Annotated in this window: 16 protein-coding genes; 5 read left to right on the forward strand and 11 right to left on the reverse strand. The window is 32.1% G+C overall.

Annotated elements, in window-relative coordinates; all coding sequences use genetic code 11:
- Positions 1 to 115: 115 nt before the first annotated feature.
- Positions 116 to 2,479: an N-6 DNA methylase gene (locus AAHM80_RS05220; protein WP_342259492.1), complete on the forward strand. Its 2,364-nt coding sequence runs from the start codon at positions 116 to 118 to the stop codon at positions 2,477 to 2,479.
- 87 nt (positions 2,480 to 2,566) lie between these two features.
- Here the strand turns inward: AAHM80_RS05220 and AAHM80_RS05225 are convergent, their stop codons facing one another.
- From AAHM80_RS05225 to AAHM80_RS05260, 8 genes are all read right to left on the reverse strand, one after another.
- Positions 2,567 to 3,277 carry a class II aldolase/adducin family protein gene (locus AAHM80_RS05225; RefSeq protein WP_342259493.1) on the reverse strand — a complete coding sequence of 237 codons (711 nt, stop codon included), beginning with the start codon at positions 3,275 to 3,277 and terminating at the stop codon, positions 2,567 to 2,569.
- Positions 3,278 to 3,359: 82 nt separating this feature from the next.
- A complete protein-coding gene (gene tnpA, locus AAHM80_RS05230; protein ID WP_342259494.1) occupies positions 3,360 to 3,791 on the reverse strand; it encodes an IS200/IS605 family transposase in 432 nt (143 codons plus the stop codon).
- Between the two features lie 124 nt (positions 3,792 to 3,915).
- Positions 3,916 to 5,082, reverse strand: coding sequence for a mechanosensitive ion channel family protein (locus tag AAHM80_RS05235; protein WP_342259495.1), 1,167 nt, complete (start codon positions 5,080 to 5,082; stop codon positions 3,916 to 3,918).
- A gap of 168 nt (positions 5,083 to 5,250) precedes the next feature.
- Positions 5,251 to 5,811, reverse strand: coding sequence for an IS630 family transposase (locus AAHM80_RS05240; RefSeq protein WP_342259405.1), 561 nt, complete (start codon positions 5,809 to 5,811; stop codon positions 5,251 to 5,253).
- Positions 5,805 to 6,305 carry a helix-turn-helix domain-containing protein gene (locus tag AAHM80_RS05245; RefSeq protein ID WP_342259385.1) on the reverse strand — a complete coding sequence of 167 codons (501 nt, stop codon included), beginning with the start codon at positions 6,303 to 6,305 and terminating at the stop codon, positions 5,805 to 5,807. The genes AAHM80_RS05240 and AAHM80_RS05245 overlap by 7 nt, the downstream gene beginning before the upstream one ends.
- Before the next feature lie 30 nt (positions 6,306 to 6,335).
- Complete coding sequence (locus tag AAHM80_RS05250) at positions 6,336 to 6,689, reverse strand: hypothetical protein (RefSeq protein WP_342259496.1); 354 nt, start codon at positions 6,687 to 6,689, stop codon at positions 6,336 to 6,338.
- Complete coding sequence (locus AAHM80_RS05255) at positions 6,686 to 6,949, reverse strand: hypothetical protein (protein ID WP_341756790.1); 264 nt, start codon at positions 6,947 to 6,949, stop codon at positions 6,686 to 6,688. Before AAHM80_RS05255 ends, AAHM80_RS05250 begins: the two co-directional genes overlap by 4 nt.
- A complete protein-coding gene (locus tag AAHM80_RS05260; protein ID WP_342259497.1) occupies positions 6,946 to 8,112 on the reverse strand; it encodes a phage portal protein in 1,167 nt (388 codons plus the stop codon). The genes AAHM80_RS05255 and AAHM80_RS05260 overlap by 4 nt, the downstream gene beginning before the upstream one ends.
- A 254-nt stretch (positions 8,113 to 8,366) precedes the next feature.
- On the opposite strand from AAHM80_RS05260, the gene AAHM80_RS05265 reads away from it, so the two are divergent.
- The 4 genes from AAHM80_RS05265 (at position 8,367) to uvrC (ending at position 13,133) form a co-directional block, all read left to right on the forward strand.
- The gene (locus AAHM80_RS05265) at positions 8,367 to 9,053 is read left to right on the forward strand and encodes a hypothetical protein (protein WP_342259498.1); all 687 of its coding nucleotides are present in this window, start codon (positions 8,367 to 8,369) and stop codon (positions 9,051 to 9,053) included.
- A gap of 34 nt (positions 9,054 to 9,087) precedes the next feature.
- The gene (gene tsaE, locus AAHM80_RS05270; protein ID WP_342259499.1) at positions 9,088 to 9,519 is read left to right on the forward strand and encodes a tRNA (adenosine(37)-N6)-threonylcarbamoyltransferase complex ATPase subunit type 1 TsaE; all 432 of its coding nucleotides are present in this window, start codon (positions 9,088 to 9,090) and stop codon (positions 9,517 to 9,519) included.
- Positions 9,520 to 9,636: 117 nt separating this feature from the next.
- On the forward strand, positions 9,637 to 11,046 hold the full coding sequence (locus AAHM80_RS05275; protein WP_342260437.1) for a sodium:solute symporter family protein: 1,410 nt from the start codon (positions 9,637 to 9,639) through the stop codon (positions 11,044 to 11,046).
- Between the two features lie 224 nt (positions 11,047 to 11,270).
- The gene (uvrC, locus tag AAHM80_RS05280; protein WP_342259500.1) at positions 11,271 to 13,133 is read left to right on the forward strand and encodes an excinuclease ABC subunit UvrC; all 1,863 of its coding nucleotides are present in this window, start codon (positions 11,271 to 11,273) and stop codon (positions 13,131 to 13,133) included.
- A gap of 347 nt (positions 13,134 to 13,480) precedes the next feature.
- Here the strand turns inward: uvrC and ccmE are convergent, their stop codons facing one another.
- From ccmE to hemB, 3 genes are all read right to left on the reverse strand, one after another.
- Entirely contained in the window at positions 13,481 to 13,894 is a 414-nt protein-coding gene (gene ccmE, locus AAHM80_RS05290; RefSeq protein ID WP_341747791.1) for a cytochrome c maturation protein CcmE, read from the reverse strand.
- Between the two features lie 107 nt (positions 13,895 to 14,001).
- Positions 14,002 to 14,640, reverse strand: coding sequence for an SCO family protein (locus AAHM80_RS05295; protein WP_342259501.1), 639 nt, complete (start codon positions 14,638 to 14,640; stop codon positions 14,002 to 14,004).
- Positions 14,641 to 14,662: 22 nt separating this feature from the next.
- Positions 14,663 to 15,661 carry a porphobilinogen synthase gene (hemB, locus tag AAHM80_RS05300; RefSeq protein WP_342259502.1) on the reverse strand — a complete coding sequence of 333 codons (999 nt, stop codon included), beginning with the start codon at positions 15,659 to 15,661 and terminating at the stop codon, positions 14,663 to 14,665.
- Between the last annotated feature and the right edge of the window lie 188 nt (positions 15,662 to 15,849).

Consider the following 15,849-nt stretch of genomic DNA (forward strand, 5'->3'; position numbering starts at 1 on the left):
TACCGACACTCTACTCCTCAGGTACATTCAAGTATGCTACGGTTCAAGGTGAAGTGTCTCCTTCAAACCCTTGCACATAAGTGAGTTTCGAAAGAAGTCTAATTTATTGGCTTTTATGTTAAATGAACGTATAACTGAAAATATTGTTAGGAATCTATTACGAGAGAAAGGTTATTATAATGATGATAACCTTATAATAGAAGAGCAATCATCAATAAATCCCAAAATAGATAAATTACTAAAAAATTCTTCAAAAAGTGGTAATGGTGCAGGACGTCCTGAATTTATTATATCTTTTAAAAATAATCCGGATAATTTAATTGTCATAGAATGCAAGGCAAGTATATCACAACATGAAAGTAAAAATAGAAACCTATATAAAGATTATGCTGTAGATGGTGTTTTATTATATGCTTGTTATTTAAAAGATGCTTTTAATATAATCGCTATTGCAGTTAGTGGACAAAATGAAATAGAGAAAAAAATCTCAACTTTTTTGTGGTTAAAACAACATTATACCTATAAGGGTATGCTCGACAATATTTTTCTAAAATCCATAGAGATTGAAAATATTATCAAACAGCAATCTAAGCCATTTGCAGAAGAAGAGCTTATTAAGAAAGCAATAGAATATAATTCATTTTTGCATAATTATTCTATACCAGAAGTCGAAAGATGTACGTTAATAAGTGCAATTTTAATTGCATTGCAATATGCTCCCTTTTTGAATAGCTACAAATATTACACATCCAACAAAGAGCTAACTGAAGCCCTATTATCTGCTTGTGAAAGTGTTTTGAAGCAAAATGATTTAGATTCTGAGAAAAGACAAATTATAATTTTAGAATACTCGAAATTTAGAAACAATAATGATTTTAGTTCTGATATAATTTACAATAAAAAGACAAAGAAAGATGAGAAAAACACCCTTTTGAGGGATTTTATTTTATCTATCAATCAAGATATTTTACCCCATATTGATGAAAGTCAATTTGATATTTTAGGAAAATTTTATACCCAATTTATAAGATATGCTGGAAGTGACAAAAAAACTGGTCTTGTATTAACCCCCTGCCATATTACAGATTTCTTTTGTGATATCGCAGAATTAAGCACTGATGATATTGTTTTTGATCCTTGTTGTGGAACGGCTGGTTTTTTAGTAGCTGCAATGAATTACATGCTTAAAAAAGCAGGAAATAATACAGATAAACATAAAAAGATAAAATCAAGCCAATTAATTGGCATTGAGAAAAGAGCTGATATGTTTTCTCATGCTTGCTCTAATATGATGATGAGAGGAGATGGTAAAAGTCATATTTTATATGGTAGTTGTTTTGATGAGAAGAACAAAAAAATAATAAAAGAACAAAAGCCAACAAAAGGCTTTTTAAATCCACCTTACCAAGATGGAAACGCTGATGAACAATTAGAGTTCATAGAGAATACTTTAGAATGTTTGACTAAAGGTGGCATTTGTGTTGCTATTTGTCAAATGTCCACGGTTGTTTCTGAAGCTAGTAAAGTAATTGAAGTTAAAAAAAGATTGCTAGAGAAGCATAGTTTAGAGGCGGTTTTTTCTATGCCAAACGATTTATTCCATCCAATCAACGTTAACAGTTGTATATTAGTTCTTAAAGCACACTATACACATTTAAAAAATAAAAAAACTTTTTTTGGTTATTTTAAAAATGATGGATTTGTAAAACAAAAAAATAGCGGTAGAATTGACAAGAATGATCGCTGGAAGAATATAAAAGATTTTTGGTTAGAAAAATACATTAATAAAGAGAGTGTTGCTGGTATAAGTATAATAAATAATGTTACCGCGGAACAAGAATGGTGTGCCGAAGCGTATATGGAAACAGATTACACCAGACTAACAGAAAATGATTTTATTAAAACTATTAAAGATTATGTTGGATTTTTATTTCTGAATAACTATATGCAACTTGCAACAAATAGTGTATTCTCTAATCAAGATATTAGTTTAGAAACTATAAATTGGCAATATTTTTACGTTTCAGATATATTTGAAATTTTAGAAAAAGCTAAATGCAGCAATGCTTCAGTACTTTTAACTAGCGGGGAGGATATTTTTTACATAGGAGCTAAAAAAACAAATAACGGTGTTATGGAAAAAGTTGTAACTGTTGATAATCTAATCTCCAAAGGAAATAGCATAGTATTTATAGGAGATGGACAGGGTTCGATTGGATACACAAATTACCAACCATTTGATTTTATTGGTTCTACAACATTAACCTTAGGTTATAATCAGAAATTAAATAAGTATAATGCCATGTTTTTAGTAACTGTGCTTGATTTGGAAAGATACAGATATTCCTTTGGTAGAAAATATGGAAAAAATATTGTTAGTAGTGCAAGGATTAAATTACCAACAACACTACAGGGAACACTAGACTGGGAATTTATGGAAAACTACGTAAAATCACTACCCTATAGTGGTTCTCTATAAAGAGAATAACACTATACTCAAATCATTTGAGTATACTATACCTTTACTGTCAATTTTAATTTGATCAATTAAATCATCGAAAGAAGTCTATTGCTTACCGCAAACCGTCTTAAGTAAGTTAAGCCAAGCAATCCAGTCACGTTTACCTAAATCTTCTTCAAATGATAATAAATCTTGCACCGATTTTCTACAAGTTTCTTGAGATGGTATGATTAACTCCTGATTTGTGGAACATGCTAAACATTGGGTTTTACATGCTTGCTCTAAATGATAAGTATAAAACATAGCTTCATGTATTGTCCTACCACATACTAATATTCCGTGATTACGTAGAAACATAACATAATTTTGCCCGAGATCATCAAGCATTTTATTACTGTGATTAGACGTAAGTATAAGAGAGTTATATTCATGATAAGATAGTCTTTCATAAAAATGCAATGCCCACTGACTTATTGGCATTAATCCTACTCGCATAGATGATACAGCAACAGTTGCAGGAGTATGCAAATGAAAGATAGATGAAATATCCTCTCTTGCTTTATAGATATTACCGTGAGTGACATAACCGGTTTCATTGTAACTATATTCGCTACCCTCTAAAACTGTTCCATCCAAACTAACTTGCAGTAAATTATTGCTAGTTACTTCCTCAAACCTTAAGCCAAAAGGATAAATATAGTAAAAATTAGCTCCTTTAGGTCTTGCCGATAGATGAGTATATGTATGATCGTCTAAGCCCAAAATTGCAAGAATTTGGTAGGCAGAAACTAAATTAGATTTGATTTCTGAAGTCATTATTATATCATTTTAGTCAGAACGCCCTCGCAAAGCGAGGGGCTTGACGGTTATGAGCAGCCCAAAGGGCTGCCATTGTTAATTAAAATTCTCCTGATTCGTCAGAGCCTAAACTATCAAGTTGCTCTTGATTCTTAATGTAGTGTTTGATCTGATTCTCTTCAAATCCTACAGTTGAGACCGCATAACCTCTAGCCCACAACTTTTCTCCATTAAAATTACGTTTTCGTCCACCAAACTGCCTAGCAACGGCTATAGCACTTTTCCCCTTGATATAGCCTATTACTTCAGCTACAGAATATTTAGGAGGAATCTTGATGAGCATATGCACATGATCTTGTACCATATGCCCCTCTATGATCTTTCTCCCACGTTGAAAAGCTAACTCATGGAATACGTTCCCAAGATATTTTCTAACCTTCCCGTACAATTCTTTTTTACGACACTTTGAAATAAACACAATATGATATTTGCAATCCCATTTAGAATGATTTAAACTTTCGTATGTTGTCATATATTTTCTCCTTTGACCGTCAAGCCAAAGAAGTTATATATGATAACTTTTTATTTTATACTAAATCTAAAGGCCAAGCCTTGATGGTCTCACTAGTCAAACTAGTGGCTTACCTATCATTGAGTTAATTACTATTTTGAAATATTTTTAATTTGAATTCAGGTAGCACTGCAAACAAATGATCAAAAATATCTGATTGAATATCTTCATATATACCCTTCCTTATTTCATGAGTAAAGACATATAACTCTATTGGTAAACCATTAGGAGTTGCAGGCAGCTGACGTACTAGAAATGTAAAATCTTGTTGACATATCATCGGGTGATTTCTCAAATATTCTTTTACATACAGTCTAAATATTTTGATATTTGTTACATAGTCACCTAGCTGTTCCAAACTCACTTTATCCATTGCTTCTTTTGTTAAATATGGTGATTTTTTCAATTCTTGTATAAAAGATACAGTTGAGACCAATGCAATAGTATTTATGTCAATACAGATTGGTCCCTGAATTTTTTTTGCCATTGAGTCAGTTATACCACGCGAGTTCACTACATTAGTTGTTAAAAGACTAGAAGTGGGTATTGTCGAAATAGTTTGATCACTATTCCTAATTTTAACGGATGTAATAGTAATTTTCTCTACAGTACCTTCAACATTATACTGGCTAATACTAACAAAATCGCCAATTCGTATTATATCCTGCGAAATTAGCTGTAAGCTTGATATCAAAGCCACAACAGTATCCTTAAATAGAAAGGTTAACAACGCTGCTGCTGCTGCTAAACTAGTAAAAAATGCACTAAGGGAAACATTTAGAATACTGGAAATAATTATAATGGTAGCAATAGAAATAATAAATATTTTCAATATTTGAGTGTATAAACTTAAATAGGATTGGATAGAAATTGTTAGTCTATTTCGATAAATATCTGCAAAAGTATCGATAAGAGATAAGATTAGCATTGTAACGAAACCGCCTGTATAGAGGATTATCGCAATATTCTTGATGCTAATTATCCAAGGTAAAGTAGGAAATGACTGTAAGATATTGCCCCAGAATATAATGTATAAAGCTAGTAATGTATGTAATAAATAGGTGTATATAGAATATTTTTTAAATATTATTTCATAATCATGATGCCATTGATCAATATATTTTTTGATCATTGAAAAGATTATTGTTTTAATAAAAATAATCAATGGAATGATCGAAGCTATCATAGTTATTAACATTAAAATCTCTTTATCATATTTACGATAAAGATCCAATAAATATTGTACTGTCATATAAGCCAACCTTTTTGTTAAAGATAGATAACATTAATTTGGTATAAGAATAATTATTTTTCTACCTAATTCTTATAGTATACAATAATTATAATGTACACTAAGCATTATAATGAATATTTTATAAAAAAGATTATATTTGACTAAATATAATACCAATTGTAATAATTAACACGGTGTATTTATCCAGTCTCTATACATAATTGATTTTACTAAATCTACATTATGAGCAAATTGATTCCAAGCGTAACAAGCCATAGTGACGATATCTTCATATACACCATAACATTGGTTAGACAAGAAATGATTTTTGATCCATGCCCAAACTTGTTCCATTGCATTAAGTTCCGGTGCATAGGGCGGAAGCGGTATCAAAGTGATATTGCTTGGCACAGTTAGTTTTTTGGCTGTGTGCCAACCTGCATTATCCGTTAGTAAAGCTATATGTCGGTTGCCTTGAATACTGCGAGAAAGGTCTTCTAAGAATTTATTCATTGCCTGTGTATTTGCATATGGTAAAATTAATGCAAAAGCTTCTCCTGTATCATGGCAAGCAGCTCCATAAATATATGTTGAAATGAATTGCTGTTGCCGAACTTTACGGGGTCTAGTGCCACGCTTAGCCCATATACGAGTTAAGCTACCTTGTTGCCCAACTCGAGTTTCATCCTGAGACCATATATCAACTTTACATCTATCGATATTTTTTGGTAATAATTCTGTTAGCATGTCTGGGAAGTTTTTTTATATGTATTTTGAGTCTCTTGATTTGACTTTGGATGCATTGAACGAGAAGTAATCCAGCTAAAACCAAGGCGGTGCATAGTATTGTAGACTGTTTTTAAAGTACATTTAGCACCATATTCCTCAAGTAACATGATATGTAGCTCCTTTCCAGTTATATACCCACCAGTTTTACTTTCACTGAGCGTATTGATTTTATCAAAAAGAGCAGACTCTTGTATAGTGTTAATCTTCCTAGGGGCACCGCTTCTTTGTGATTCAAATAATCCTTCAAAACCATGATTCCTAAATCTTCTGAGCCATGATTGCACAGTTTTCCAGTGTGACTTCACTATTTCAGATATGGCTTTAAAAGATTTGCCTAATTGAAGGTAATACATCGCCAATAAACGTATACGATTTCGACCATGCGGCTCATGTTTCATCATTTTTATAAAATCATGACCATGAAAACCTTGCGGTAATATTAACCTAGCCATTTGAGTACCTTTATCAGTTAAAAACCCATTTTACACCACTGCGTTAATTATTGCAATTGGTATCAAACGACAATCCAAAGAATGTTTTACACTTAATACTTGGGAATAGCTGGCAGACATAATCCTTTTTGACGGATCATGTCCTAATATCCAAGCTGGCCATGCTACCCCAATACACACCGATTTTAGAGACCTAGGCGGCATATTGATGATTAACCTCTTAATATCCCCATTCTGTACGGCCTGCAAATATTCAGCAATTAGCTCAATATGCCAATTGGCTTGATATTCTGTGCCAGGATTAATGGTATTAAATACTTTATTGATAAAACTATTAAAATCTTGTCTCAATATTGCATGTAATAATTTCTTTGGATAAGTCATTGATATTTACTCAAAAATTCAGCTATAATCTCTTTATCCTCTTCTTTCATTATGGTGTTTTCATTTAAATACTCATCTTTACTGAGCTTATTTAGCTGGATAATTAAATTAACTAATTTATTCAGTGTTTCAGTAATATTCTTTTTAATTATTATCTCCCCCTTGGATTTTCTTGATTCTAGCTCGTCTAGTTCATTTTCAAGTAGAGAAACTATCTTAGCAACGAAACTATGTAATATGGTAATTGTGTCGTTTGTCATAATCTATCTCCACCATCTATAGGCTTAAGCCCAACAAGAGACCTTTTCTCGTTCAAAGTCATAAAACTAGCATTGGATATTTTAGCCCATAAATTCTCGCGTTTCTCGGTTAATGCTGAAATACTATCACGATCAAAATCAATAATAATTTCCTCTTGATACCAATGTGACAACCAGTTACTTAAAGCATCTGATAATTTATCAAGTAAAGGAATTAACGTCTCTTCCCACAGAGCTAATCTAGCTTCTTGCATATTACTATAGGTATTATCGCCATTAATACCTAGCAATTGAGGTGGAATGCCAAAAGCTAAAGCTATTTCCCTAGCTGCCGAATTTTTTGCCTCAATAAAATCCATATCTTTTGGATTAATGCTCATTTCCTGCCAATCAAGCCCTCCTTCCAAAAGAAGAGGTTTACCAGAATTATTACTACTGGTAAATTTTTCCGTAAGCTGCTCGTGTAGCCTATCAAACTGTTCGTCACTAAGATAACCATTACTCTCTTTGACTATCAACGCCCCGCTTGGACGGGCTCCATTCCTTAGTAAAGAACTATTCCAGCTAGTAGCTTGTGAATGTAAATCAATTGGTAAAGAAGCAGCATCAAGGCAAGATAATCCATAACACGAATTAGTAGGATGATAATTTTTTAAATGTAATACCTTACTCATTCGATTAATTGCTGAGATAGGATAAATTTTCTCTCCACTACTACTCATATATCTATACGCTACTGGATAGTTCTTATCTAACACTAACTCAGTTGCATTGCTAGGCAGTAAGTACATTTCCCGGGGGCGATTATTCATTAACGTAGCTAAAATATAGGCATTCCCATATAACAGCTTACTTGCTATCACTTCACCGAAGAAATCTGCCCCCGCTTTTTCTGGATTAGGTTTTTTCAATAAATTATAAACAGGATGATTTGGTATTTTTTCCAAAGCTCCTCGATTATTTTTACTAACTATCCAAGGTACATGACTTGCTGACTGTGCTATTAAATTCACACATCGATAAACTATAACATTTTTACGATATGCCTCTATACCAACTTTTACATCCCTAAATTCCGAATTCCCTAAAGCAGTAAAATCAATAAATGTATGTGATTTACAGGACTTAGCTTTAAAGATTTTTTTTAAATATTTTGTTATCATATTCACCTAAAATAAATAATAATTGTCACTTATAACATATTTTGTACTTGCACTAAGTATTTTGGTGCATAAATAACTTCCAAATCTTTAAATTTTACAATAGAATATGTATAATCTTAAGTTCGATGTAAGACATTGGTTTAATAGCCTAGGGTAACATCACACCCCTAACAGAGATGACACTGAGTCTAGTGTTAACTTGTTACATCGAATTCAGGGATATATAAGGAATTCAAACTAATAGAGTTATATTAATGTCTGCTCAAATAATAGAGTTGTTAATTTTTGCTGGAGTTGCTTTTATTATTATAAATAGGCTAATTGCTACTCTTGGCTCTACATCAGAGGACGATCCAGCTAAACGCAAATCTTCCTTTTTCGGTGAAACAGGAATCAAAGACGTTACTTATACAGCAAAAACTGCTGCTGGTAATATTTTTAAGAATAATTTGCCTCATAGCGTGGTAAAAACCCCTACTATTAACCCTATGGAGCTTGATGGGTTAATAGTTGAAGAGAATTCCACTGCTATAATAGCTGGTCTTGAAGCTGTATTGGCTAAACTTCCATCATTTAAAGCAAGAAAATTTCTACATAGTGCAAAAGCAGCCTTGGAACTGATTATTGAAGCCTCTAATGATGATGATATTGAAGATTTACTTACATTGGTGGATAAAAGATATATACAAGAATTCCATATTTTTTCTGAAACTTATGGAGAATTTGTCAATGGCAGCGTACTAGATGCTAAAATTTCTGAAGCTTATACATTCGCTAATAATATTTTCATAAAAGTATTATTCACAGGTGAAAAAATAACTAGTAGTATAAAATATATGCAAGAAGAATGGACGTTTTCTAGAAGCCTTATCTCTAAAAATACAGATTGGTTCTTAACTAAGGTTGATCGCTTGGAAGAGGAGAAACAGTCAGTTTCCTAGCTTCTATTGATTCACTCCCAAATTTGTAGATCCAATGAAGTTTCAACAAGAGTCTATTATTTTAAACAATGAACAAGATTCTATATCGTTTGCACAAACTATTGCTAAAAATTTAGAATCTAGTGAAATTATAACTTTTTCCGGTGGTTTAGGCTGCGGAAAAACATTTATATGTCGAGAGATCATAAAGTATTTTTGTGGCTCTGCTACTCATATTATTAGTCCTACTTTTAATTTGCTACAAATTTATACGACATCAAAATTCACGATTTATCATTTTGATCTTTATCGTTTAAACTACTTAGAAGAAATTTATGAACTAGGTATAGAAGAAGCCCTTCAGGGTAATCTTTGTCTAATTGAATGGCCAGAACTAATTGAAAAAATATTACCTAGACCTATAACCAAAATTCATTTACAAATACTCGAAGGTAACAAACGATCTTGTAGCATTGCTTGTTTCTGATATCCTTTGACAAAACGATTTTTATAGTCGCTATAAAACATAGAAAAGATATATATAAAGATAATTGCAGTTATTGAAAAAGTTTTTTTATATTATACTCTGCCACTTTCAATAAAAATAATTAGAATGACCCTTGATAATATTATTGTATTAGTATATTTGCTATCAATACTTATTGTTGGTACATACTACAGATCTAGACTTATAAGTTTTACAGATTATGCTACCGTTCAAGGTAAGACTAGCAATAGTAAACTATTGTTGGTTGCAACTATTTTTGCTTCATCTGTTGGTGGAGGTGCTACTTTTGGTATTGCTGAAAAAGCCTTTTCCGGTGATTTATCGTATAGCTACGGACTAATACTTACTCTACCAATCGATATACTCATAGCTATTTATCTTGTACCCCAAATAACTAAACATTATGGAGCAGAAAGTGTCGGTGATATAATGGTAAAATATTATAGTATATCAGGTCGTTTTATTGCTGGCACTGCATCTGTTATGGTATCTATAGGCTTTGTTGCTGCCCAAATTAGCGTTAGTGGTTATATTTTTCAATATATTTTAAAGATTAATTATTTAGAAGGAGTAATATTAAGTTATGGAATTGTTATCATCTACACAACTATTGGTGGATTACAATCGATTATGTTTACTAATTTATTACAATTCTTTGCAATGATAATGGCTATTCCAGTTATTGCCATATGTGGTCTCAATAAAGTTGGCATCAGTGAATTTATCCAACAACTACCTAATGAAAAAGTGTATTTTATCTATAATAATAATTTTGCCAGTGAGATATTTATTAATACGATAACTGTCATGCTAGGTTTTTGTGTAATGAATTTATATCCTAATTTTATTCAGAGGGCTCTAATTAATAATAATGCAAAAAAGACTAGTACCGCTATATATATAAAATCAGTTATATATGCTATATTCTTAATATTTATCACCTTAAATGGTTTGATTGCCTATAATCTTTATCCCAATTACTCCTCTAATCTTGCATTACCACACCTAATTGATCAAATAGTGCCCTCAGGGTTACAAGGCTTTGTGATAGTTGGCTTACTTGCAGCAGTTATGTCTACTGCTGATTCTGATTTAAATGTTACCTCAATAGCTTTAGTGAAGGACTTATTAAATCCTATTTTTAGGATACAAAATCAAAAGAAATTATTGTTAATTGCTAGAATCACTAATGTCGTAATCGGCAGCTTTGCAATAATTGTTGCCTTAAAATTTAATAATGTAATTGATTTAGTAATGTTTATTACTGGATTTTGGGGACCACTAATATTAGTCCCTCTAGTATTTGCTCTTTTCAACATTACTATAACACAAAAAATGATGGTTTTATGTGGATTAAGCGGGGTCACATCTTTTCTCATTTGGACATATTTTTTCACTCATAATTTTCGTCTAAAGGCTGTCTTTGTTGGTACTATGTGCAGTTTGTTAGTCTTCTGCATAGGATTAATTACCAAAAAGCTAGGTAATTTGAAAGTTGAGCTATAAGCCTTGATAAATAAGGAGTATACTCAGGTAGAACTTCAAGAATTGGCGTTCCCGCGACCAAAGATCGAAGCTGCCTAGTTACTCATATACGCTACGCCGCTCGACTTTGCTACTGCCTAGCTCTTCTTGAAGTTATACTATCGTCTACCAACTCTTCATTTACGAGCAGTATACAGTCGTACGTACAGTTAATGTTATGTCAAACTCAGGTTGTTTGGTAAATTATGTTACAAAAATCTAAACTTATAGGTAGTGAATTAATAAAATCTCATCTTGAGAATGCTCCTAATCTTCCTGGGGTTTATAAAATGCTGGGTGCTGATCAGCAAGTTATCTATGTGGGGAAAGCTAAGAATCTAAAAAAACGTCTTACTAACTATATTAAAACTGATCTTGACAATAAAACAATACGCATGGTATCTCTAACACATCATTTAGAGTATAATGTTACTAACTCCGAAATTGAAGCTTTATTACTTGAAGCACAATTAATCAAAAAGTTTCAGCCAAAATTTAACATATTACTTAAAGATGACAAATCTTTTCCCTATGTCAAATTACGTTTGGATACTGATTACCCACAATTAATTAAATATAGAGGAAAAAATTTATCTAGTGGTGAATTCTTTGGTCCGTTTGTTTCTTCAGAGCAAGTAGATACTACCCTAAAAGAATTACAAAAAATTTTTAAACTACGTTCTTGTAGTGATAATTATTTTAAGAACCGCAAGCGTCCTTGTTTACAATACCAAATTGGTAGATGCTCTGCCCCGTGCGTTGGCAAAATTACTAAAGAAGATTATAGTGAGCTGGTTAGCCAAGTAAGAGAGTTCTTAATTGGTAAAACTAAGGAACTACAAAAAACTCTATCTGACAAAATGGAACAATTAAGTCTACAATTACGTTTTGAAGCTGCTGCCGAAATACGAGACCGAATAAAAGCACTGAGTTATATCCAACTAAAATCAACCTTATACAGTAGTTCTATAAAAAATGCTGATGTTATAGCTATTGTTGAAAAAAATAATTATTACTGTATCCAACTATTTGTATATAGATTCGGTCAATCTTACGGGAATATACCTTATTTCCCAATTCACACTGAAGAGAGCAACAAAGCTGAAATTTTAACACAATTTATCAATCAATTTTATCAAACTGCTCAGATTCCAGATGAGATAATTATAAATCATCCAATCATTGATCTAGAATTAGTAACTAAAGCTATTAAACAACTTAGTGCTAATAATAAATTAGCTATAATACACCCTATCCGTGGTAATAAAGTAAAATTATTAGAAAATGCTGAATTGAATGGCCAGCTAGCACTTGATCAGCATTTAAAACAATTTGCTAAAAATCAAATGATCTTTCAACAAATACAACAATTATTCAACCTACCACTACTACCAGATAGAATAGAAGTTTATGATAATAGTCACATTATGGGAACATTTGCCGTAGGTAGTATGATCGTTGCAACTAAATTCGGTTTCGATAAAAAAGAATATAGGATTTTTAATATACCCGCCTCCAGTGGTGATGCCAAAGGAGGTGATGCTAATAGAGGTGATGATTATGAAATGCTAAGAACAGTCCTAACAAGAAGATTTACAAGATTAAAAAAAGAACCTCTAAAGAGTATAGTTAGTTTGATGATTATTGATGGAGGAAAAGGACATCTATCAGTAGTACAAAAAATAATGGCAGAATTCGACCTTGCAATTCCATTTGTTTGTATGTCAAAAGGACCTGACAGAAATGCCGGATGCGAACAATTTCATATGCCCGGTAAAGAGTCTTTTACAATCGATAAAAACCTGCCAATTATGAAATATTTACAGATTCTGCGTGATGAAGCACATAATTTTGCTATAAAAAATCATAGGCTACGTCGTTCCAAAGCCATTAAAGTTTCTAGTCTAGATGACATAAATTCAGTTGGTCTTATCCGAAAAAAAGCCTTGTTACATTATTTTGGCTCATATAAAGCAATATGTGATGCTACTATTGAGGAATTATCTAAGGTAAAAGGTATAAGCAAAACTCTTGCAAAGCATATTTTCACATCATTACATAACAAATAACCTAAATTTGATTATAACTCTTCTAAATAGTTTTTATAAAATTTAGATAAAAGATAATTGCTCTTTCGAAACTCGCTTGTGCTGAGGGATTTGAAGGAGACGCTTCACCTCGAACCGCAGCGTACTCTAATTCCGTTACGGATTCGAGTACCGCATCATTGTCCAAATCACCAGCAGAAGTAGAGTTTCGAAAGAAGTCTATTATTAAGATTAGATAAGTCTAGAACTATACCACCCCGGTAAGCTACCTGTATCACGAGTAACAGGTAAAGCTTGTACTTTAACTACAAAAAAACATGTTAAAATTAAGATGATTCGAATAATCATTATTGTCTCATAGCATATTTTTAGCCAGTTTGTCTTTTAACTACGTTAGGTGAGGCTGGAGAATAATTTTCATCATGCTTAGTTAATAACTCACGAGCTATGAATATATTACCTGATAACTTACCTACAGCTACTATCCCTTGATTCTCACGAAATAAGGCGGGTAAAACTCCTTGGTAAGATATTTCTAGGTCTTTAATGTCATCTGTAATGACAAAATGCACTTTATCAGCAGTAATTTTTCTGATTGAGCCTACTTTAACTAAGCCCCCTACTCTCAATTCTTTGCCAAGTTTTGACTCGTTAATTTTTGACGGAGGGTAAAAAAATACTATACTATCTTCAAGATTGTATAATATCATATATATTCCCCCAGCACTGCATAAAAGGTAAAATAATATAAACTTTAATCTATTTTTTACCTTTTTTTGCATTACTTGATCTAACTTTAATTTTATTATAATTTAACCAACTTGTTATTAACAATAATGCAAGAGCAGCAAGAGCAACCAGGTATGAGGCTAGTAGATAATTAAACATCTTAATATCTTTTTTGATTTTGCTGCTTCACTCTAATAAAATCTATAATCTCTTGAGCAGAACTATTTAAGTAAAAATGCTTCATATATTTCCCTTGTTGATCCATTAAATAACTAAAAGAAGAATGATCAATCATATAATTTTCACCATCATTTGCTTTAGCATAATACACTTTAAACTTATCAGCAACCTCTTTAATTTGTTGTTCATTACCTGTTAAACCAATAAATTTAGGATTAAAATGCTTTAAATATTCTTTAAGCACTGCTGGAGTATCACGCTGAGGATCTACAGTAATAAAAACAAATTCAATATCAATTTTATATTTATCAAGAGTATTAATGACCTCTGTTAATTTTTGCAAAGAAGTAGGACAAATATCAGGGCAATAAGTAAAACCAAAATAAATTAAACTTAATTTTCCTTTCAAATTATCACTATTAAAAGTCTTGCCGTCTTGATCAGTTAGCTCAAAGTTTCCACCAATTTGCACGTCAATATTATCCTCTCCTCCCTTCCCAGCAAGGGGTTTTTGCGGTATATCAAAAGATAACCAAAGATACAATGACGTAATAGTTATCAATAAACCTACTGCTAAAATAATTTTTATAATAATATTAGCCTGACATTTTTCTTGCATTGTATTCTTCACCTTTGCGATACTATTTTTTTATAACAGACTGCTTATTCAATATTTGTGCTACTTCTAATGCAGCATAGCTAACAATGCCCTTTGCTCCAGCACGCTTAAAACATACCAATGATTCTATTATGCTTGCTTGCCAATTTAAGGCATTGGCATCTGCCGCAAATCTTAACATGGAATATTCACCACTTACCTGATAAGCAAATATAGTAGTATTAAAGTTATTGACCGCTTGTGCTATGATGTCTAGAAACATCATACCAGGTTTAATCATAATCATATCTGCACCTTCGGCAAGATCATGTTCTATCTCTAACATAGCTTCTCTGCTATTACGTACGTCCATTTGGTAGGTCGCTTTATTTAGATAAGCTGTCTTATTATTGTTCAATGCATCTCTGAATGGACCATAAAAACTTGAAGCATATTTTACCGCATAAGATAGTATATTAACGTTAATAAACCCTTCTGAATCTAGTATTTGACGTATGCCCATAATCCTACCATCCATCATATCAGATGGGGCTACAATATCTACCCCAGCTTTTGCTAAAACTAAAGCTTGATTGCACAAAGCTTTAACCGTTCTATCATTATCTACATCCCCATTATGTAGAATACCATCATGTGCATGGGTAGTGTAAGGATCTAGGGCAACATCACATATTATACCAATATCGATGTTGGCATTTTTTATACTTCGTATAGTTCTACACATTAAGTTGTCTAGATTATATGCTTCATCAGCATTATCGCTTTTTAATTTTGGATCTATACAAGGGAAGAGTATTATAGCATTTATGCCATTTTCATAAGCCTGCCTAGCCGTCAATACTACTTGATCAATAGATAATCTATATATGCCAGGCATAGTTTTGATCTCTTGACGCTGGTTCTCGCCCTCAACCACAAATAATGCTAGCACTAAATCATCCACGCCAAGCCTATTCTCCTCTACTAATTCTCTTAGCCACCGCGTTTTTCTATTTCTTCTTAATCTTATTGTTGGGTACATCACTTTTCCACGTTTTTTTGTTTAATAGCACTAGTCTATTATTTTTCATTCAAAGCCGCAAGTAGGCTTTTAATTACCCTGTCTTAGTGTTTACTTCATAACTTCTAGTTACTACTTATATCACAATTAATGCACCCACTAAGCGATATTTAACATTTAATCGATAAAAATTATCATTTTCTTCACTT

It is taken from the genome of Candidatus Tisiphia endosymbiont of Metellina segmentata (assembly GCF_964030715.1).
GTDB lineage: Bacteria > Pseudomonadota > Alphaproteobacteria > Rickettsiales > Rickettsiaceae > Tisiphia.